Raw genomic sequence first — 20910 nt, forward strand, 5'->3', positions numbered from 1 at the left:
TCAACCACCGGTCGGTCCGCGTGCCAACTCGGTAAGGGCGAACTGACTCCGCAACGATGCGAAAGGCACTGGTGCCCCGTGACCGACAAGCTGCAAGAAATTCTTGATTCCATCGGCGGCGTGATTTGGGGGCCGTTCGTCCTCATCCCACTCCTCTTCCTCACCGGCCTCTACCTCACGTTCCGACTCGGCGGGATCCAGTTCCTGCGGCTCGGAGCAGCGCTCAACCTCGGGTTGCTGCGGCGGAAGGATCCCGGCGCGAGCGGCGACATCACCCAGTTCCAGGCCCTCACCACTGCGCTCGCGGCCACCGTCGGCACCGGCAACATCGTCGGTGTCGCCACAGCCATCGGCATCGGCGGCCCCGGAGCACTCTTCTGGATGTGGATCACCGGCCTGCTCGGGATGGCTTCGAAGTACACGGAGGCCTTCCTTGGCGTGCGCTACCGGCAGGCAGACGCGAAGGGCGACCGCAACGGCGGCCCCCAGTACTACCTCGAAAAGGGCATTAAGGGCCCCGTCGGGAAGATCCTCGCCTGGTCGTTCACCGTGTTCGCAGTGTTCGCGTGCTTCGGCATCGGCAACCTCACCCAGTCGAACGCGATCGCGGCGAACGTTGAGAATAGCTTCAACGTGCCCGTCTGGGTGACCGGTGTGATCCTCACCGTGCTCGCGCTCGTCGTGCTCGTCGGCGGCATTAAGTCGATCGGCCGCGTGACCTCGGGCCTCGTGCCCGTGATGATCGTGTTCTACGTTGTCGCCGCACTGTACATTCTCGCGATGAACGTCGGCGACATCCCCGCCGCGCTCGGTACGATCTTCTCCGACGCCTTCACCGGAACGGCTGCCGCCGGCGGCTTCACCGGGTCCGTGTTCATCATCGCGGTGCAGTACGGCTTCGCACGCGGCATTTTCTCGAACGAGTCGGGCATGGGCTCGGCCGCAATCGCAGCTGCGGCGGCGCAGACGAGCCACCCGGTGCGCCAAGGGCTCGTGTCGATGACGCAGACCTTCATCGACACGATCATCGTCGTCACGATGACAGGCCTCGTCATCGTCACAACGGGCGCGTACAAGCTCATCGACGGCGAGACCAACGAGCAGCTCTCTGCCGCGCTCATGACCGGTGAGGCGTTCTCGCAAGGGCTCCCCGGCGAATGGGGGCATTGGGTCGTCACCATCGGGCTCGTGCTCTTCGCATTCTCGACGATCCTCGGCTGGTCGTACTACGGCGAGCGCAACATCGTTCGCATCTTTGGCCGCAGCGTCGCGATCCCGTTCCGTGTCGTCTTCGCCCTCGTGGTGTTTATCGGCGCGACGACGCAGCTCGAGATCGCGTGGTCGTTCTCGGACATGATGAACGGGCTCATGGCGATCCCGAACCTCATCGGGCTGCTCATCCTCTCCGGCCTCGTCGCGCGCGAGACGCGCGCCTACTTGAAGTTCGACCCGAAGCTCAGGGCGACGCCCGAGGAGATCGAGCGGGCGCTCGCGTCCGAGCCCGGGTACCAACAGTGGCGGGCACGCGAGGCTGAGCTCGACCGGGCGAGCGGCCGGGAGCCGCAGCGTCCGGCGACGAGCACGATTTCCGTGCCGACTGACGAATAGTAGGTCTCGCCCAGCAAACAGCGGTGCCCGTCGGCGAACCTCGCCGACGGGCACCGCTATCACGCTGTCCTACAGTGCGGGCCGGTGCTCCGCCGTGTACGCCCACGGGCGCAGCTGTTCAAGGGCTGCCCCTACCCGAAACACCGACTCATCGGCGTATGGGTGCCCGACGAGTTGCACCCCGGTCGGCACACCATTGCGTGCGTGCCCGCTCGGAACCGCGAGCACGGGGCAACGGTTGGCCACGTTGAATGGGATCGTCAGCATCGTCTCCGCACTCGAGACCTCTTCCCCGTCGATCTCGGCCCCGGTAAGGAGCGAGTCGCCTGCGATGAGACCGGTCGTGGCCGCCGTGGGGCACAGGAGCACGTCGAATCCCGACATGGCCTGTGCAATCGCCTGCTGCACCACGTACTCGGCCCTCGCAGCGTCGAACATCCGTGTCGCGGCTCCGACGGGCGCCATTTCGGCCACGAACTGCCCGGCGTAATCGGTGAGCTCTGCGACTCCATCGCCGACGGTATGCTCGACCATCCGTGCCATCATCTGCGCGAAGTGTGTACCTGCCGCAGCCAACAACGTCGCCTCGTCCAGGCCAAACGTCACCTCAACGACCTCAGCCCCTGCCCGCGTGAGCGCTTCCGCGACAGCGCGCGTATTGTCCCGAACCTCCGGGTCCACACGGAAGCCGCCGAGGTCGAAGCTCAGCGCGATCCGCATACCGGCGATGCCGGCGAATGTCTCGGGCAACGGATTCGGCGCGGGTAAGGACACGTGGTCTCTCGGGTCCTGCCCTGCGATCACGTTGGTGAACAGCGCAACGTCAGCCACCGTGCGCCCCATTGGTCCATCGCCTCGGTAGTAGTCGAGGCTCATCGGACCGATCCCGGGCACCCTGCCGTACGGGGCTTTGAATCCCACGTTCCCCGTGAACGATGAGGGGCCGCGCGTGGATCCACCGATGTCCGAGGCAGTGGCAAGGGTCGTGAATCCTGCCGCGAGCGCGGCTCCGGCCCCACCCGACGATCCGCCTGGCGAGAACTGCGTGTTCCAGGGGTTTCGGGTGACACCCCACAGCTTCGAGTGAGTAAATCCGGCAATCGAGAACTCGGGCGTCGCCGTGCGGGCGTGGATGATGGCTCCGGCGTCGAGTAGCCGGTCAATGATCGGCGCGTTCTCGGTCGCGGTAAAACCGGGCCAAGCCGCAGATCCCTCACTGATACGGTGCCCTGCGATCATGTGCTTCTCTTTCGCTGCGACCGTGATTCCTTCCAACGGTCGCGCAGTTCCGGCCCGGTAGCGTTCGGCTGCCTTCGCTGCGTGTTCCCTCGCTTCATCCGCGAAGACCTCCGTGAGGGCCCCCAGTTCACCGTCATAGGCTTGAGCCCGGGCAAGCTGAGCGTCGAGGACCTCGAGCGGCGTCAACTCCCCCCGATGGAACATTGCTCTCGCTTCGGTCGCGGACAGGTAGCAAATGGTGTCGTTCATGAACGTGCCTCCTTGGTTGTCGTGAGGTCGGGAAGACCAATCGGGAACTGCTGGGTGTGGTCGGCGACCAGCTCGGGAGCCAGCCGTGCTTTGAACTCTGCACCGCTCCGCGGGAGAAACAGTGCCGCAACAATTGCGATCACCGGGCCGACCGCGAGTGCAGACAGCGCAACGCTCCAGCCGGAGGATTCGATGAGTACACCGAGAACCGCCGGCGCAATCACACCCGCAACCATTCCGCCGAAGAGGATCATGCCGCTTCCGAGGCCTGTCACCGTGGGCGCGAGATACTTCAGCGGGAGGGCGAAAGCTCCGATGTAGGCGAACGAGGCGATCCCCAAGCCGAGGGTCATCGCAATCACGATCATCGGCACCGTTGTCAGGTGCGGGAACACTAGCGCGTAGGCCGCTGCGAACACCATTGCAGGAATGATCAGCACCTTCGGCCGGCCCCCGATACGATCCGCGATGAGGCCAGAGAGGATGATTACCACGACCGCGGAGATCCCTGGGAAGATCGCGAGCAGCGCTGAAGCGCTCGGAGACAGGCCGAACTGCTCCTGCAGGTAGGAGGCGCCCCACGCCTGTGCTCCCCAAACAAGCACGTCATAGCCGAAGAACACGGCGACATACAGCCACATGACGGGTGTGCGGAGCAGCTGTAGCGCACGGCGTCGCTGGCCTGGATCTCGGCGCCCCGATTGCTGTGGTTGCACGAGCGGCTGCGGCATCCATTTCCCAAAGGCGCCCAGCACGAAGAGCCCGAGCACAGCGATGACGAGGAACATCCCCCTCCAGCCGACGAGCGGGATCGCGATCGCCGCGATCACCGCTGCGAGAATCCCGCCAAAGGCATTCGAGCTGTTTACCCACCCGGTGGCCGTCATTCGCTGCTCGGGTACCGAGCGCTCTGCGAGCATCTTGAGGGCTGCGCCGGGGAACACCCCTTGCGCGAATCCGAACAGCACTCTGATCACGATGAGCGACGTGAACGAGAAAGCCACCGCGGTGAGACCGGTGAATACTGACCACGCGATGAGTCCTACGACCGCAATTCGGAATGCGCCATAGCGGTCAGCGAGCATCCCTCCGGGAATCTGCGCGATCGCATAGGCGAGGAAAAACGAGGAGACAATCAGGCCCGCCTGCGAGTGGCTGAGTGCAAGATCCTGCCGGATCAGCGGAAGCGCAACATTGATGACCAATCGGTCAATGTAGTCCACTGTCCAGGCGGCGAAAAGTAGGATTACGGTAATTCGTGTCTTTGGCAGCACAACGTTCCTTTTCCGATCGGAGTCGACGGTGACACCCGACCTGCAAGTTGCATCCACACTAAAGAGCTGCGAGTTCGAATCCGTGCGGGCAGCAATTTTCGGCGCTCGACCGCCTCAAATGCAGGATTCCGGACACCGTGCCCTGTCAGAGCGCGAGCTTGAAGTGGTGACCGCGCTGCAACGGGACCCGCGTGCTTCCTGGGCGACAGTTGGCGAGCTCATCGGAACGAACGCGACCACCGCGTCGCGAATATGGCAACGGTTGGAACATGCGGGGCTTGCGTGGACGAGCGTCTACCTCGCGAACTATGTCAACGTCATCGGGTACATCTGGGTCTCCGTGGAGCCTGGCCACCTCGAGCAAGTTGCTACGGCCCTCGCGCTGCACACCGGAATCTTTTGGATGGAGCGCCTTGACGGTGACGCACAGCTCTTCGCGGGTTTCGGTGCCCCCACCGTGCACGTCGTCGAGACACTGTTGACGGCCGTCGAGATGCTGCCAGGAGTTCGACAGGTCCGATCACAGCTGTCCCGCCGCGTGCTGCAAGACGGAGCACAATGGCTGCCCGATACGGTGCCCCCGGTCGAGCGCAGCACCGGACACGGCTGGCAACCCACACACACTGCCCCAACGCTCCCCAGCGCCCGAGAATGGGATGCGTACCGAGTTCTCGCAACCAATGGCCGCACGAGCTACATCGACCTGGCACGCTCGACTGGACTGTCAGAACGGACCCTCCGCCGGCGGCTTCCCGCGCTCCTAGAACGAGGCCTCCTCGCAAGCCGCTGCGATGTCGTGCGAGAGAGCATCGGACTCCCACTCGGCATGATCGTGACAGTCGACATGCAGCGAGGCTGGCAAACAGCGGCTTCCGTGATCGCCAGATGGTCAGCGACTCGGCTGGTCGCTCTCATCAGCGGAGACGCTCCGCTGCTGCTGCATTTTTGGGTGCGTTCGACCGCTCACGGCGCGGAACTGCTTGAACGGATCTCCGCGCTCGACCCCAGCGTGCGTATCGCAACAGTGAACTTCTCGCTCCGCTCACTCAAGCGCTCATACCGGTTCATCGGACCATCGGGAGCGGTCACCGGTATCGCGCCGTTCGGAGACGGCACTGAACTGCCCGAAGTTCTCAGCTAGCGAGACGTCCTAGATGTTGCCGTCGAGCTTGTTATTCCACATCGAAAGCGCCGACCCGATAGCCATGTGCATGTCGAGGTACTGGTACGTGCCGAGGCGCCCGCCGAAGAGCACCTGTGGCTCACCCTCGGTGAGCTCACGGTACTTCAGCAGCATCTCGCGGTCCTCGGGGGTGTTCACCGGGTAGTACGGCTCATCCTCGCGCTTCGCGAACCGTGAGTACTCGTGCATGATCACGGTCATATCGGTTGGGTATTCACGCTCAGGGTGGAAGTGGCGGAACTCGTGGATCCGAGTAAACGGCACGTCGGCGCCAGCGTAGTTCATGACGCTCGTGCCCTGGAAGTCACCCACCGGGAGCACCTGCTTCTCGAAGTCAAGGGTGCGCCAGCCGAGCTCGCCCTCGGAGAAGTCGAAGTATCGATCGACGGGGCCCGTGTACACGACCGGCACCTTGCCGACGACAGCGGCCTTGTTGAGCGGCTGCGACTCGTCGAAGAAGTCCGTGTTCAACCGCACCTCGATGTTCGGGTGATCCGCCATCTTCTCGAGCCACGCGGTGTAGCCATTGACGGGCAGGCCCTCATGAGTGTCGCTGAAGTAGCGGTTGTCGTAGGTGTAGCGCACTGGAAGGCGGCTGATGACCTCGGCAGGCAGCTCCGTCGTCGGGGTCTGCCACTGCTTCGACGTGTAGTCGCGGATAAACGCCTCGTAGAGCGGTCGCCCAATGAGCGAGATCCCCTTTTCCTCGAGGTTCTGGGCGCTCTTCGTGTCGAACTCCCCCGCCTGTTCAGCGATGAGCGCACGCGCCTCATCGGGGCTGTACGCGGAGCGGAAGAACTGGTTGATCGTGCCGAGGTTGATCGGCAGCGGGTAGACCTCGCCCTTGAAGTTCGAGTACACCTTGTGCACGTAGCTCGTGAACTCGGTGAAGCGGTTCACGTACTCCCACACCGTCTCGTTGGAGGTGTGGAAGAGGTGCGCGCCGTACGTGTGCACCTCAATGCCGGTCTCGGGGTCGGCCTCGGAGTAGGCGTTGCCTCCGATGTGATTGCGGCGGTCGATGACGACCACCTTCTTGCCGGCGCTTGCTGCGCGCTCAGCGATGGTGAGGCCAAAGAACCCAGAGCCAACTACGAGAAGATCCATGGGGTCTAGTCTACGACGCGAAGCTGCAATCGATTGTTCACAAGTTCAGTTGAGATGCACATTCCCCCATTTACGCATTCTGCCTTCAACAGGATGCTCCACAAGCCGGTATAGAAGCCAAGCTAACAGCAGCGCAACGAGAAACACCGGCAAGTTCCACATTAGGTTCGAAAACGCCATGGGCTGCTTGTCAAAGAGATGCCTGAATGCGTAGATCACCGTGGCATGGACAAGGTAGAAGGCGAAGGACCACTCGCCGAGGCGAACCAAGACCGGTGACCTCAGTAGGGATCTTCCGCCTTGGGCATCCCGAGTGGCCACCGCAAATATGATGAGCGCAAACAGCAGAATGAAAATCGGCTCATACAACCTTAGAGCCCACTGAAACAGCGAGTGTTCCACGTTGAAACGAATGCCGACGACCAGCACGGCTGTAAAAGCAGCAAGCAACCCGTAGCCCACGATCGGAGATACCTTCAAGCGCCACCCGAGAATAGCCAGTTGCGCAAGTCCCGTCCCAATAATGAACTCGCCTAGACGGCGAAGGGGCATCGGCGCCTGCGCGAGTACTGTTCCCGGCACGACGTTGATCACAATTTGATAGCCGACCACAGCGCCCCACGCTGCAATGATCAGGAGAATGGTGCCGCGGCGGCGCAGAGGCTGGAGGAGCTTATTGACCCAGGGATGCAGCTTGTAGAAAAAGCTTCAACTGTGAGTGTCCAGGCAGCGGGGTTACCGGAGAAGAGGATCTCGGGATTGTTCGACCACCCCTGCAGCAGCACCACCGATAACAGAAGGATGCCGAGGGAGAACGGCTTAACCCAGGAGCCTTCCGCAACTTCTGCGAACGAATAAAACACAGGACCGCTAGCAGGAGTGCGACGATGTGTGCAGGGTAGATCCGGCCGAAGCGGCGCCAGTAGAAGTTTCTCGTGGTTGTAGCTGGTCTTGCTGAGTAGGTCAGGACAAACCCCGATAGCACGAAGAAGAACGCGACCCCTGAATTGCCGAACAATACCAGCGTCGAGTACCCGGAACTGGGGCGAAATTCAACATGTGGAACATGAAGACGCCAAACGCAGCCCACCAACGCAGCCCGGTCAATGAGTCCAGGCGGGGACGCGCAGCAAGCCCTGGTTGCGGCGAAGCAGTCTTCATCTTTCTAGCCCGACCCGTATGGTACTTCTCTCCAGGCCAGGGGCGTTCGCGCCGCGCTTAGCTCGTTGAGCGACACCTCAACCGCCGATAATGATCCGAGGCACGCCTGTCCACATGGCAGGGTCGGTGAAGTTTCGACCGTCGGCAAACAGCTTAATCCCGGGGAAATCTGCGGGGCCGAGCTTGCGATACTCCGCGTGGTCGGCCTGCAAGATCGCGACGTCAGCGGGCTCCCCCACCGTGTGCGCAATAAACCCCAGGTCCGACAGCTCAGAGTCAGAGAACACTGGATCGTGGACCGTCACGACGGCCCCGCGGGCACGCAACTCTTCAACTGTCGGGAACACGCCGGACACCGCGGTTTCCTTCACACCGCCGCGGTAAGAGGCTCCGAGCACGACAACCCGCTGCCCGCTCAGACTGCCAATCGTCTGTTCTACACGGTCTACAACGTACTTTGGCATGGTCGCATTGTAGTTCCGGGCCGTGCGCACAATATCGGCGTCGGGATCAGTCGAGAGGTACAGCCTCGGGTAGACCGGAATGCAGTGCCCGCCTACAGCAATGCCGGGCCGGTGAATATGGCTAAACGGCTGGGAATTGCACGCGTCAATGACCTTGTAGACGTCAATCCCTGCAGTGTCCGCATACCGGGCAAACTGGTTCGCGAGTCCGATATTCACGTCGCGGTACGTGGTCTCCGCCAGCTTGGCCATCTCCGCGGCTTCTGCTGTGCCCATGTCCCACACTCCATTGGGGCGAGGAAGATCATCGCGCTCGTCAAAGGTCAGCACTGATTCGTAGAACTCAATTGCCCGCTTTGTGCCGGCCTCGTTCAGGCCGCCAACGAGTTTGGGGTACTTCTTCAGGTCTTCATACACCCGACCGGTCAGAACACGTTCGGGAGAGAAAACGAGGTGGAAGTCATCGCCTTCGGTAAGGCCAGACACCTCTTCAATGAGGGGCTTCCAACGTGTCCGCGTGGTTCCCACTGGAAGCGTTGTTTCGTATGAAACGAGCGTTCCCGGTGTGAGATTCTCGGCAAGCGACCGCGTTGCCGCGTCCATCCATTTGAAGTCCGGTTGCCAAGTCTCCTCGTCCACCAACAGGGGAACAACGAGCACGACTGCGTCGGCGTCGGGAATCGCTTCCGCATAGTTCGTGGTCGCGCGAAGTTTGCCAGCAGGCACTTGCTCTGCAAGTTTCTCAGCGAGGCCTGCTTCGCCGGGAAACGGCTCGACTCCCGAGTTAATGACGTCAACCAACGCCTGGTTCACGTCAACACCAACCACTTCATGCCCCATCGAGGCAAACTGAGTGGCAAGCGGGAGGCCGATTTTTCCAGTTGCTACTACTGCGATCTTCACAGTCTGAGTCTAGCGCGCGAATCCTGACATGTACTTAGCTTTCTGCCGCAGGCGGACCCACTGGGTCGAGCAAGGCCTCCACCAGCGGGGCGATCCGCGCTTCAGTGTTCTCAAACGACAGCTCACGAGCCGCTACGTCAGACGCTCGTTTGAAGGCTTCGACGCGTTCAGGGGTGACGTCCAGCAACGAGGCACGTAGGTCATGCTCGTCAAAGCTGGCACTGACAACGCCCAGGTCGAAACGCTCAAGCAAGCGTGTCATCTCGATGCTTGGGCCGATGGCTACGCCAAGTCGGGCTTGAACGTAGTCAAAGAACTTGTTGGGAAGTGTCAAGCGCGCATTCGTGTGCGTCGGCGGAATCCAGAACACCCCGACGTCGTATGCAGAGAGAACGGTCGGAAGCGCCTCGGGGGCCACCGGCTCATGAAAGGTGATGCGAGGATCGTTCGCCGCTGCCTCACGAAGCGTTGCAAGGTGTTTTCCGCCATCGCCCCCAGGCACCAGGTACAAGTCGAGGGAGTACCGCTCGGGGAGGTCTCGAAACACCTCCACCATGCGTTCAAGGCCGCGTCCGTGTATCGCTGCCCCTGAGTGGACACAGCGAATGCGATCTGCGACTGATGGGCTCGGGGAGAGTTCGCGAAAATGAGTGGCGTTGGTCATCAGCGCCGGGGTAACCCCAAATCGGGTCTGGTACAGCGCTGCGATCTCGTCGCCAACTGTTGTGACCAGGGCGGCTTTCGGGAGGTACAGTCGGCATAGCTCGGTCATGAACGGCGCTACAAGGTATTTCCAGCTACGAATATGGGTGCGTTCCTCCGGGGCCCACTCGTGCATGTCGGCCCACACCGGCGCACCTTTGCTCAGCGTAAACGCGAGATCGAGCACCCGCGCGTCATTCGCCACGACGAGATCCCACCCATCTGGGATCTCCATACCGAGAACTGCGCGCGCCGCAGGTGAAGTGTTCTCAACGGCGCGATGAGCTCTCAGCGCTAGCTTCAGAACGCCAAGCGGAGTCTGCGGAAGTGACGCTGCCCCATCGGGCACGCGGAAATGCTGCTGGACGCCTTCCGGGGCCTCCCCATATCCAATCGTCGAGACATCGCCAAGACGAGTCAGGAGAGAGAGCTGCCGGAGCACACGAGCGTCACGAACGATCGGCGAGAAGGAGATCACAAGAATCTTTGGCACGGTAGTTCGTTTCCTCTGCAGATGGCTCGTCAATACACCACAATCTTACATCTGCACGGAGAGCGGGTGCCGAGCAGCATGCCACCTGTGCTTACACGGTAGCTGGCTGTCGATTCATCCCCTCAAGACGCATTTTTTGGCGTTATCCGGCAGCGTAATCGTCCCGGGCCTCACAAACGCACTGTGCTAAATTGGGCTGGGTTGACGCGACTGTTTGGCCGCCCATTTGCGTCACATCAGATCGAATTGGAGACCCACCTATGACGGGTGCTGAACGTCCGTATCAAATGCGCACTCGCACTACGTTGGCTACGGCAGAGCTTCTGTGCCCCAGCGACAGTCACCTGGCTTCCCACAGCGCAGCTGTCACCCCTAGTTCCACTGGGTGCGCCGGCGCTGTGCCGAATCACGGCAAGTCACAGCGCCCGAAGAAGGAGCAGTAATACGTGGCCCAGCACCCCCCCTTGCCGACTGTGTCAGTCGTGATTCCGGTACACACCCCCGATCGCCCAATTCGCAAGGCAGTTGAGAGCGTCATCGGGCAAAACGCGCCCGGAACAGACGTGGTCGTCGTCTGTCATAACACTTCCCCAATCGCTATTCAGGAACGACTTGTTGGGTTGGATTCGGAACGATACTCACTGTTGGAGCTCCAAGACGGCATCCCGTCGCCTGCCGGACCGCTGAACCTTGGCGTCGAGTCGGCAACGAGCGACTACGTGACAGTCCTTGGCTCCGATGATGTGTACGAACCTCATGTCTTTGATTTCTGGAGGAAAGAGCTTGCCTCGTCTTCTCCGGAGCTCCTTGTTGGCCAGTTCAAGGTTGAGGGGGTCGGTCGAGTGCTTGCACCAGCACCACGAGTCGGCCGGTTCAGGCGCCTCGATGCGGCCAAGGACCTCCTCTATACCAGGACTCCACAGCTTGCCGTGCTCTTTCATTCGGATCTCGTGAGGCATCAGGACTACCCGGGGTTTATGCCGGCAGCCCGGAACGGCGAAGATATCGCGCTGAGCGCCTTCCTCTGGAGCGTTTCTTCGAGCACTTCGTATTCCCGGTGCAGCGATGGGTTTCTCGTTGGGATTTCGGCCAACGACAGGGTAACCGCGGCTCCGTTCTCGGTTGCGGAACTGCTCGCCCCAGTCCTCTTCACGCTGGAGCAGCCCTGGATAGCCTCCCTCGAGCGCTCACAACGCGTTGCGCTGGCTTTAAAGCTCACTACGAATCACGTCCTCAGCACGCTTCGCAGCCGCGAGCGATCAGCCGCCATCAGCGAGGATGACCTGCCTCACTATCGGGATGTCCTCACGCGACTCGAAAGGCTCTCGCCGGGTTACGGGGGCCGACTCACACGACGGGACAACGGCCTCGTCTCGGCGATACTCCAGGGCCACACCGACCGTTTGCTGGAGTGGCTTGAGGACTCCCGTCCACTCGCTAGGTACCGACCGCAGCAATTGCGCTATGTATTCTCCCCGAGCGGAGTACTTCGTCGCGCCGTACGACTCGCACTCGTTCCGCGATTACTTCGGCCTGCCGTCCCGGCTGCCGCGAAGGAACACGCGTAATGGGGATGAACTTAGCGACCCTGGCCAGCAAACTGCCACCAAGCATGCAGCGAGCAGCGGTCTCCCTTTTCGGTCAACACAGCGCTCTCTTTCGAATGCGCTTGCGCGCCAAGGGACTGCACAAGCTGCCTATACCTGCTCCGACGCTCCTTCAGGATGAGGACACCCGCGTCTATATCGCCCCGCTCAACGTTGCCGGGCAGGCTCGCCTCTGGGCGTCAGCACTTAACACGCACTGTGTGGACACCAGTGCGGCCCATATGATGGCTCCAGCGGCCACGACGATTCGACTGACGTCCGACCGTCCTGTACCGCTCGGAGCTTTCCATCTCTCTCGGGAGTGGCAGCGCAACGAATTCTCGGTGGCGCAAAGCGCGACGCATGTACTCAACGAGAGCCTTCGCCCGATGTTTGGCGGTCTCTACGGTTATCAGGCCGAGCGGGAGATTCGTGCGCTACGGGCACAGGGAGTATCCGTGGCCGTGCTCGCTCACGGTTCCGATTTCCGAAGTCCTGCCCTGAGCAGGTCGAGAACACCCTGGTCGCCCTTCCATAACACGGAACACCAACCGGAGATTGCTCGGCTACAGCAAATCGCCGACTCAAACATGCGTCGTCTGAGGGACCTTGACGTTTCTGTCTTCGTCTCGACTCCAGACCAGCTCGCCGACATTCCAGAGGCCGTCTGGGTGCCTCTTGTTGTTGACGCAACCCCCTGGGTGGACGCTTCGCAGCCACTTCGTATCGAAGGACGCCCACGTGTCACCCACGTGCCCAGCAAAGGCTGGCTGAAAGGGACCGGGCTCATCGCGCCGGCGATGGAGTCTCTGGCGAGTAGAGGGGTTGTCGATTACCACCCACTCTCTGGCCTCTCCCACGATCAAATGCCGGCCGCTCTGGGGTCTGCAGACATTGTCCTCGAGCAGTTTGGGGTAGGGAGCTATGGCGTGACTGCAGTAGAGGCAATGGCCAGCGGTCGGGTAGTCGTGGCCCATATCCTCCCTGATGTGCGAGACCATATTCGCTCGCTCACTGGGCTCGACCTGCCGATCGTGGAAGCCACACCAGTAACCTTGGAGGAAACGATCGCCTCATTGGCAGCTGATCCTGAACGCAGGCTCCGCATAGGCGCAGCGAGTCAGGAGTTTGCTAGCGCCGTCCATGGCGGGCAGCTGAGTGCACGGTCGTTCTCCGAGCATTGGCTCAATGCGGGCCCCGTGAACCGTCCGTGAGGCACTCATGCGTCGCGAACCAAGATTTCCGCACTTTGGAACAGCACCAGGCCTCGACCCACGGGCGGTTCTGTGGGCGGGGGCTAGACTGACACCGTGAGCACCGCAGTCATCTCAGTTGGCGAGATCGTTTCGCCGCTGGCTCCACCATTCGCCCCGGCCAAGACTAGCTCGATGGTGTCTGGATGAGCGGGCGACTAGCTGGCTACGTCACACACAGCCAAGATCCAGTGCAAAGCTACCCCAGCGCCGTCGAGCATCCAGTCAATCCGCACCGTGTGCTCGGCCCAACTTGGCCACGCACCGGCGCCCAAACCCGAAGTGGCACATATCTATGAGTTCATTGAAGCCGACCCTGGTCGATTTTTCACTGCGTTCTTACGCGGAGACCCTCCGAGCGTATCGAGATAGAGGCTATGCAGTCAGCAGCTTCGAAGGATTCCTTCGCGCTCCTCAGGACAAGCATTTGATCTTGCGCCACGACATCGACAACAGCATCGAACAGGCCTTGCGCGTCGCCCGGGTTGATGCAGAAGCTGGCTGCTCTGCCTCGTTCTTCCTGCGGGTGCACGCGCGCGGCTACAACCTGCTGAGCCTGCCTTCGCTCGAGATCATCCGCGAGATGGAAGACCTCGGCCACGAGGTCCAGCTGCATCTCGAAGGCGGGTTATGCGAAGTTCTCGGCTCAGACAACGAGGATTGGGCGTGCCGGCAGCGCGAGGTCTTCGAGGCCGCAGTCGGCCGCCCCCTCGGCGGCTTCAGCCTGCACGAGCCGGCTCGAATGGGAGGGATCGACTTTGCTGACCGCATCCGCGAACAGTGGTCTGAAACCGTTCAATACCATGCGTACGAAGACCGTTTTATGATGCCTTCCATGAAGTACCTTAGCGATTCGAGTGGCCGTTGGAGAGAAGGTCACTTTGCAGAGTGGCTCGACAAGGAGCCGCGCATGCAGGTACTCACGCACCCGTTCTGGTGGTTCGAACGAGTGCCCGCCGAGAACTACTAACGGTTCCCCCGGTAAGTACAGGAAGAGTTACCCACGGCGAATCGTGCGCAGGTACTCCCCTCCAAGTCATCGCCTGACGCAAACTACTGTGCAGATCTCGAGGGCAGCTGGCGCGCAGGGTTGCCCACACGAACTTCGCCTTCGTCGATGGACTTCAACGCAACCGCGCCAATTCCGAGCAACGCCCCCCTGCCAAGAGTCACACCTTGGATAATCGAAGAATTTGGGCCGAGCCAAACATCATCTTCCAAAATGACACTTCCAGATACTTCGGCGCATGCGGTAACGATGACGTTGCGCTCCAGTCGGCAGTTGTGGGAAATGTGAACGTGGTCATCGATCTTCGAATAATCCCCGATCGTTGTCGGCGCAATCGTCCCCGAGCACACCGTAGTAAAACATCCGACCTCGACGTGGTTCCCAATCTTCACCGACCCTAGGTGAGGAATCCGGAAGTTGTTTCCAGCGGAGTCCTTTTCGATCCCGAACCCTTCCTCTCCGATGACAGCGTGGCTCTTGATGAGCGCTGAGTCCCCAATCGTGACATTGCGTCCGATGACAACATGGTCCCGGATCTCTGATCCGGCCCCGACCACCGCGTTCTCCCGGATAACAGTAAATTCACCGACCGATGCGGACGGATCGATGAAGGCGGTGGGGTGCACACGTGCCGTCTCTGCGACCCCCGCAAGCACCGGCGGGGTGAAGTACCTTGCGCTCGCCTGCGCAAACGCGGCCCGCGGATTAGCCGCGAGGATGAGCGTGCCCGCTGACGGCGTGGAGTAGGCCTGACCTGCGGGCACGAACACGATTGCGCCAACCTGCAACGCAGTCTCGAGAGCTTCCCCGTATTTTTCGATATCGCCGACAAAGGTCAGCGTATTCTTTTGTGCCTCGCCTATGGGGGCAAGCCCATGAACTTCGCGATGCTCGCCGACCGCTTCGAGAGAGAAGTCAGCCGTGATCGTATGAGTGGTAACAATACTAAGGGCCATACCAGTACTCTAGCTTCGCGAAGACGAGTGGGTCACCCTGTCTCTCCAGCAGATGGGCGCAAGAGGCAGGGGCAACTAGAAACGCTCATGCGCGGCCGCAACTGCGCGACTCGCAACACGCTCCAAGCCAACGGTGTCACGCATACGGAGGGCGAATGGCTTTCGTCGTTGCTGCCATTCCGGCGAGAGACTTGCCCGGTAGGCCTCCTCCATAGCCGCGACCACGCTATCAACGTCGTAGTCGACCGACCACCCTGCCTTCGAGTCTTCAAGAAAATCAATCGCGGGCCCCAACCCCGTGAAGATCACAGGGGTGCCAACGGCGACCGAAGCGTAGATCTTTGTCGGGAAACTAAAGTCGTAGCCCTGCCCTGGGCGTGAGCTAGCAAGCGAAACGATCGCGCCCCGAAGCCAGTCCGCCACTACGCTAGGCTCTTCCCGCGGCAAGTGCAGAACGGCCCCGACCGGGAGCGCCTGAGACATGACTCGAATAGTCTCCCGTTCCGAGCCTTGGCCAATGAACACCAATCGCGTCTCCGGATGATTCGAATGGAACTCGCGAAACGCATCGACGAAGATTCGGGCTCCGTGCACTTCAGATGCAGTGCCAGCGTAGAGGAAGTAGGGCCCATCGATCTGTTTGATGTTCCCCTCGAGCGGGAATGACGCAAGGTCGACCCCGTTCCCGACCGTCACGATTCGCTCCGGTAGGGTGCCCATCTCCTGCAGCCGGTCGGTTACGCCGTCGCTCACCGACAATACGACGGCCGCTCCCCTGAGCACAAAACGCTCGACTACCCCAAGTACCTTGGCCACTAGGCCGGGGGCGGCGTCGGTCCCAGCAACTGCGTCCGACCAGATGTCTGCCGCGTAGTAGGCATACGGCGTCCTTCGCAGCGCTGCCGCACACCGAACGAAAAAGCCCGTGGTTGGAGGAGGCTCAGCAACAATCAGGTCCAACCGTTTGCCGAAGAGGATCCGAAAGAACAGCGGAACGTCAAAGCTCAGGTACTGCACGTATCCGCGGACGTAACCATGCTTGTCTCTGAGCACCGGGAAGCGTCTGACGCGATACGGCAGATTGTCATCTTGAGGGTCCGCCTCAGACTTTGCCGTGCGCACCGTCAGCACATCAACTGAGTCACCCGCCTCAGCAAAAGCCTGCGCCAGTGCCGTGAGCCGAAACGACGCAGCACTGGGCTCAGGAGCAAAAATCCGACTCGCAATTGCTATGCGCATACTTCCCTTGTGTTCTCTTAGCGCCTGCTGCGATGACACGGTCTCAGCGCTCCGCCATCCGCGCGGCGACAGCAGCCTCCCAGACCGGGTTCTGCGCTTCAGCGCTATTTTCGGCTGCAGCTGCGTCAGCGTGTTGCTTCCACCGTTTCACGTCTTCAACGGCTAACTGGTCGAAGGCGGTAACAACGTCCTCAACGCCGGCCCCCTGCGCCACAATTCCCAGGTCGTGCTTCCGCAGCAGCCGTTCCATGTCGACGGTGGGGCTGATGACGAGTGCGAGCCTTGCCTGCACGTAATCAAAGAACTTATTGGGCAGCGCCAGGCGGTAGTTTGTGTTTGTGTCGGGCAATATGAACACCCCCACGTCGTGCGCGTTGAGGACGCCAACGAGGTCGCGTTGCGGAACAGGCGGGTGAACTGTGACCCGATCACCCAAGTCATCAGCCAATGCCATCAAGGAGCGGTGATAGTCAGATCCAACTCCCGTGAGGTAGAGATCTAAGGTGACTGGCGTCTTCGACCTAGCTGCTGCCTGCATCATAACTTCAATCCGGCGATTCTCCTGGGCAACGCCGGAGTGCACCAGCCTGATCCGCGCGCCAACGGGCGTGGGGCTCAACGAAGCCAGCGGTGCGGCATTGCGCACGACGCCAGGAGCAAAGCCATACTCGGCCTCATACCTGCTAGCAATGGTGTCTGACACTGTCGTAACCGACCCAACGGGGACGACATAGCGACGCAGAATCCAGTCGAGAAATGGTTTTCGAAGCCGAACCCACGCAGGATTTTGGTCGTGGAGACCAGGGAAATATTCGTGCAAGTCAGCATGCACGTGCTGCGGCGCAACAATCTCCTGCGCTACTTCGACGGTATCGAAGTCGTTGGCAAGAACTGCGTTAAACGTGCGTCCACGCAACGCGCGCCGCGCTTCTCGGCTCCTTGGGTGCCAGCGGTAAGCAAGCGAGTACAACCGGGTTCTGAGCGCAATCGCCTCAAAATACTTGAATAGCCGAGAGACGCTTCCGGTGAGTGGCAGGTGCTCAATATCATCACGGGCAGCTTCACCGAACCCGCAGGTAGTCACGTCATAGCGTCAGCGAACAACTCGACCTGCTTGCGCACTCGTGCGTCCTGGCTAATATCAGAGAATGACAGGATGAGCAGTCGCTGCTTCATAGGATCCCCGCCAGTTGGGCCTGCACTTTGAACTCTGGGACCTGCTCCACAACCTCCATGAACGCTCCTTGCCCCAAGATCTTCCCTTGGTCCAAGTAGCACACCTGATCGTAATCCCGGATCGTTGCGAGGCGGTGGGCCACCGTGATAAACGTGACCTCCCCTTGTAGCTCGTTCAGTGACTCCGTGATCTTGTTCTCAGTTGCGGTGTCCAGGGAGCTCGTAGCCTCATCCATCACCATGACAAAAGGATCGGCGTACAGCGCCCTGGCGATCCCCATTCGCTGCTGCTGTCCGCCAGAGATCGAGGTTCCCCGTTCTCCGACCGTTGTCCGGATGCCATCACCGCGGGTGATGAGCTCCGACAGGTGGGCCTTGTTCAGAGCTTCCTCAACCCGATCCGCATCGTAATCATCGTGCCAGGTCAATGCCACATTCTGGGCGATGGAAGCGTCAAAAAGCGCAACCCGCTGCGGTACATAGCCAACTCTGCCACGCCACTGACGCATGACGGACTCCAGTGGTACGCCGTCGATCTCAAGCGCACCGGACGTCGGCACGCTCAGACCCAGCAGAATATCAATCAGGGTAGATTTACCGGCACCGGACGGTCCAACGATCGCGAGGCTTGAACCCAACGGAATCGAGAGCGAGAGCCCAGTCAGGACGTCACGCTCCGCACCGGGGTACCGGAAGCTAACGTCCGTGAGCTTCAAAGAAGTTGGGGCAGCTGGCAGTTCACCCGTGTCAGGCTGCTCAACCATCTCCGCGCTCTCTTCATTCGCGCTCTTGAGTTCCCGAATCACATCACGCGCGTATGGCTCTGTCGCTGAGGCTGAATTGATGCTTGACTGTACCGCGTTCAACGCTGGAATCATGCGGAACCCCGTAGCCGCGAACAGCGAGATCGCCACAAGAGCGTGCGTCGTTCCACCTATCAAATACGCAGAACCGCCCACGATGAGTACCCCGCCGACTAACACGGCTTCGTAGGCGTACTTTGGAACGACCGACAAGAACGCAAGATTTGCGCGGGCTCGGGTCGTGATCTGTCGGTTCTCCGTGAGTACCTCGCCGACTTCATCGAGCTTGCCACGCAGCACAATCTCTTTCAGAGCGTCGACCATCTCAGTCATGATGGTTGCGACGCGGTAGCCATACGTGCGATTGCGTGCTCCGGCGGAACGCGAGTGCTTTGACACCAAGGACGTCATCAAGACAAGAGCGCAGCCAAGGTAGACGAACGCAATGAGGGCGACAAGCGGCTGGGCGACAATCAAAACCGAGAGGACCGACACAAATGTGAGAGCGTTCACTGGCACCTGCGACAGCGGCATAATGAAGCCGGTATTCGTGTGCGACATCGAGGTGTCCACAATGCGCGTAACTGTCGCAGTGCTCACCTGCGAGCGCCGCTCCCAGCTGGAACGAGTGTACGCGCGGAACAGGGCATCACCGACCTCGAGCTCGTATCGCGCAAAGCGACGCGTCGCGTGCCAGTGCAAGATCGACGCAATAACGCCTTTCGAGACGAAGAGAACGGCAACTGCAATAGCAATCCAAAGCACTGCGTTCGACGGCAGCTCACCAACGATAGGAAGGGAGATCGGGTCTCCACTTGCCAGGGGTGTGATTACAGCAACGATAAGCGCAAGCGCTAGCGTGTCGAGCAGTGCGAGTGCACCGGTGGCAATGGCATACCACGTATAGAACGGCTTTGCCCCCTTAGGAAGAACCTCGAACAGCTCTGCCAAGGTTTTCCAAGCTGACTTCACCTGCTCACCATTTCCCTCTGTTGACTAGTCATTCTCTCAATTTCACATCTGACGGCGACGTCGGAGACAGGGCCAAACCTGCCGCGGCCCTGCAACAGCCCTACTTCACTTAGGCGCCGGCTCGAGTTACCGCGTTTACCGCAGCGATGATCCGGTCTAGATCGCCCTCGGCGAGGGAAGGGTGCACCGGCAAAGACAGCACTTCTCTCGCTGCACGCTCGGTCTCAGGGAGATCGAGACCAGGAGCGAACTTCTCGAGCGAGGGGAGACGGTGGTTTGGGATCGGGTAGTACACGCCCGATCCGATTCCGTACTCGTCCTTCAGCGCGACTCGAATTCGATCACGCTCCGCACCGTCTAGCCGGATTGTGTACTGGTGGTAGACGTGCGTCGCCTGTTCAGCAACCTGAGGAACGACAACGCCGAGGTTCCCTGCAAAGCCTGCATTCAATGCTGCGGCATTCCGCTGCCGTTGTCTCGTCCAAGCATCCACCTTGGTCAGCTGTACACGCCCGATAGCCGCGTGGATATCAGTCATGCGGGTGTTAAACCCAATCACTTCATTGGCGTACTGAGTCTCCATTCCCTGGTTTCGCAGCAAGCGGATGTTGCGGGCAATTGGTCCAGCCTCGCAGGTGACCATGCCCCCTTCTCCCGAGGTCATGTTCTTCGTCGGGTACAGGCTGAACATTGCGAATGCGCCGAGCGTCCCAACCGGTCGCCCGTCCCAGCTGGCACCGTGGGCTTGAGCGGCGTCTTCAAAGATCGCGAGTCCGTGTTCCTGCGCGATAGCTTCAATCTCATCCACAAGGAAGGGATGCCCGTAGAGATGGACGGGCATGATGCCCTTCGTGCGTGGCGTGATCGCTGCGCGAACCGCCTCAGGCGAGAGCGTAAAGTAGTCGGGTTCAATGTCGACGAACACCGGGGTCGCTCCAGTCAACGCGACAGAGTTTCCCGTAGCCGCAAAGGTGAACGAGGGGACGATGACCTCGTCACCCGCCCCGATGCCTGCAGCAAGCAGCCCTAGATGCTGGCCGCTTGTGCCGGAGTTCACGGCGACTGTTTCACGCCCCTTGACGAAGTGCTCCGAGAACTCCTCTTCAAAGGCCTTGACCTCAGGGCCCTGCGCGACCATTCCGGAACGCATGACCCGATCGACGGCCTCACGCTCTTCGTCTCCGATGATTGGCTTTGCCGCAGGAATGAAATCAGCACACATAGTGACCATCATAACTGACCGCCCTTGCAGAGCCTGTGGCCACAGCCACCTTCCACGCGCAGGTGAAGGCGGCTGTATCGAAGGACCGAGCTATTCCGTTGGGACTGTCTGCTCTTCCGTTGGGGCTGCCTGCTCTTCCGTTGGGACTGCCTGATCTTCCGTTGGGGCTGCCTGCTTATACGTCGGGGCTGCCTGCTTAGAGACAAATTTGATCGTTGCGGGTGGAGTGAGCACCGCATTACCGTTCTGGAAGGGAACCGCATACCCCTTCCCAACAGGGAACCCCGGCCCTGCGGGCCAGCCCCAAGGAC

At 60.7% G+C, this 20910-nt stretch carries 18 protein-coding genes; 5 read left to right on the plus strand and 13 right to left on the minus strand.

All coding sequences use genetic code 11. The features are described from left to right. Positions 1 to 78: 78 nt before the first annotated feature. Positions 79 to 1608 (plus strand): sodium:alanine symporter family protein, encoded by a 1530-nt coding sequence (locus AUL38_RS01465; protein WP_083506505.1) that lies wholly within the window; start codon positions 79 to 81, stop codon positions 1606 to 1608. Positions 1609 to 1677: 69 nt separating this feature from the next. Here AUL38_RS01465 and AUL38_RS01470 read toward each other — a convergent pair whose 3' ends face one another. Further along, positions 1678 to 3096 (minus strand): amidase, encoded by a 1419-nt coding sequence (locus AUL38_RS01470; protein ID WP_059058586.1) that lies wholly within the window; start codon positions 3094 to 3096, stop codon positions 1678 to 1680. Next, positions 3093 to 4370 (minus strand): MFS transporter, encoded by a 1278-nt coding sequence (locus AUL38_RS01475; protein ID WP_059058588.1) that lies wholly within the window; start codon positions 4368 to 4370, stop codon positions 3093 to 3095. The genes AUL38_RS01470 and AUL38_RS01475 overlap by 4 nt, the downstream gene beginning before the upstream one ends. A 118-nt stretch (positions 4371 to 4488) precedes the next feature. Here AUL38_RS01475 and AUL38_RS01480 point away from each other — a divergent pair, with 118 nt between their 5' ends. Beyond that, positions 4489 to 5511, plus strand: a complete 1023-nt coding sequence (locus AUL38_RS01480) for an Lrp/AsnC family transcriptional regulator (protein WP_059058590.1) — start codon at positions 4489 to 4491, stop codon at positions 5509 to 5511. A 9-nt stretch (positions 5512 to 5520) separates the two neighbouring features. On the opposite strand, the gene glf is transcribed toward AUL38_RS01480, so the two are convergent. From glf to AUL38_RS01500, 5 genes are all read right to left on the minus strand, one after another. Further along, positions 5521 to 6660 carry a UDP-galactopyranose mutase gene (gene glf, locus AUL38_RS01485; protein WP_059058592.1) on the minus strand — a complete coding sequence of 380 codons (1140 nt, stop codon included), beginning with the start codon at positions 6658 to 6660 and terminating at the stop codon, positions 5521 to 5523. Positions 6661 to 6705: 45 nt separating this feature from the next. After that, on the minus strand, positions 6706 to 7353 hold the full coding sequence (locus tag AUL38_RS01490; protein ID WP_083506507.1) for an acyltransferase: 648 nt from the start codon (positions 7351 to 7353) through the stop codon (positions 6706 to 6708). Continuing rightward, complete coding sequence (locus tag AUL38_RS17960; protein WP_153006429.1) at positions 7334 to 7750, minus strand: acyltransferase; 417 nt, start codon at positions 7748 to 7750, stop codon at positions 7334 to 7336. Before AUL38_RS17960 ends, AUL38_RS01490 begins: the two co-directional genes overlap by 20 nt. Before the next feature lie 148 nt (positions 7751 to 7898). Then, on the minus strand, positions 7899 to 9188 hold the full coding sequence (locus tag AUL38_RS01495) for a nucleotide sugar dehydrogenase (RefSeq protein ID WP_059058596.1): 1290 nt from the start codon (positions 9186 to 9188) through the stop codon (positions 7899 to 7901). 34 nt (positions 9189 to 9222) lie between these two features. After that, on the minus strand, positions 9223 to 10383 hold the full coding sequence (locus AUL38_RS01500; RefSeq protein ID WP_059058599.1) for a hypothetical protein: 1161 nt from the start codon (positions 10381 to 10383) through the stop codon (positions 9223 to 9225). Between the two features lie 482 nt (positions 10384 to 10865). Between AUL38_RS01500 and AUL38_RS01505 the strand changes: the two genes are divergently transcribed. From AUL38_RS01505 to AUL38_RS01515, 3 genes are all read left to right on the plus strand, one after another. Continuing rightward, entirely contained in the window at positions 10866 to 11951 is a 1086-nt protein-coding gene (locus AUL38_RS01505; protein WP_235590553.1) for a glycosyltransferase family A protein, read from the plus strand. Next, on the plus strand, positions 11951 to 13183 hold the full coding sequence (locus AUL38_RS01510; protein WP_059058605.1) for a glycosyltransferase: 1233 nt from the start codon (positions 11951 to 11953) through the stop codon (positions 13181 to 13183). The genes AUL38_RS01505 and AUL38_RS01510 overlap by 1 nt, the downstream gene beginning before the upstream one ends. Positions 13184 to 13517: 334 nt before the next feature. Beyond that, positions 13518 to 14192 carry a hypothetical protein gene (locus tag AUL38_RS01515; RefSeq protein WP_059058607.1) on the plus strand — a complete coding sequence of 225 codons (675 nt, stop codon included), beginning with the start codon at positions 13518 to 13520 and terminating at the stop codon, positions 14190 to 14192. An 83-nt stretch (positions 14193 to 14275) separates the two neighbouring features. Here the strand turns inward: AUL38_RS01515 and AUL38_RS01520 are convergent, their stop codons facing one another. From AUL38_RS01520 to AUL38_RS17645, 6 genes are all read right to left on the minus strand, one after another. Beyond that, the gene (locus AUL38_RS01520; protein WP_059058609.1) at positions 14276 to 15187 is read right to left on the minus strand and encodes an LpxD N-terminal domain-containing protein; all 912 of its coding nucleotides are present in this window, start codon (positions 15185 to 15187) and stop codon (positions 14276 to 14278) included. A gap of 75 nt (positions 15188 to 15262) precedes the next feature. Continuing rightward, positions 15263 to 16426, minus strand: a complete 1164-nt coding sequence (locus AUL38_RS01525) for a glycosyltransferase family 4 protein (protein WP_059058611.1) — start codon at positions 16424 to 16426, stop codon at positions 15263 to 15265. Between the two features lie 43 nt (positions 16427 to 16469). Continuing rightward, complete coding sequence (locus AUL38_RS01530) at positions 16470 to 17510, minus strand: glycosyltransferase (RefSeq protein ID WP_059058614.1); 1041 nt, start codon at positions 17508 to 17510, stop codon at positions 16470 to 16472. A gap of 88 nt (positions 17511 to 17598) precedes the next feature. Beyond that, positions 17599 to 19356: an ABC transporter ATP-binding protein gene (locus AUL38_RS01535; protein WP_235590550.1), complete on the minus strand. Its 1758-nt coding sequence runs from the start codon at positions 19354 to 19356 to the stop codon at positions 17599 to 17601. A gap of 130 nt (positions 19357 to 19486) precedes the next feature. Then, on the minus strand, positions 19487 to 20599 hold the full coding sequence (locus tag AUL38_RS01540) for a DegT/DnrJ/EryC1/StrS aminotransferase family protein (protein WP_059058637.1): 1113 nt from the start codon (positions 20597 to 20599) through the stop codon (positions 19487 to 19489). A gap of 90 nt (positions 20600 to 20689) precedes the next feature. After that, a partial coding sequence (locus tag AUL38_RS17645) for a hypothetical protein (protein WP_235590551.1) occupies positions 20690 to 20910 on the minus strand: 221 nt, incomplete at its 5' end.

The organism is Leucobacter sp. G161 (assembly GCF_001482305.1).
Lineage (GTDB): Bacteria > Actinomycetota > Actinomycetes > Actinomycetales > Microbacteriaceae > Leucobacter.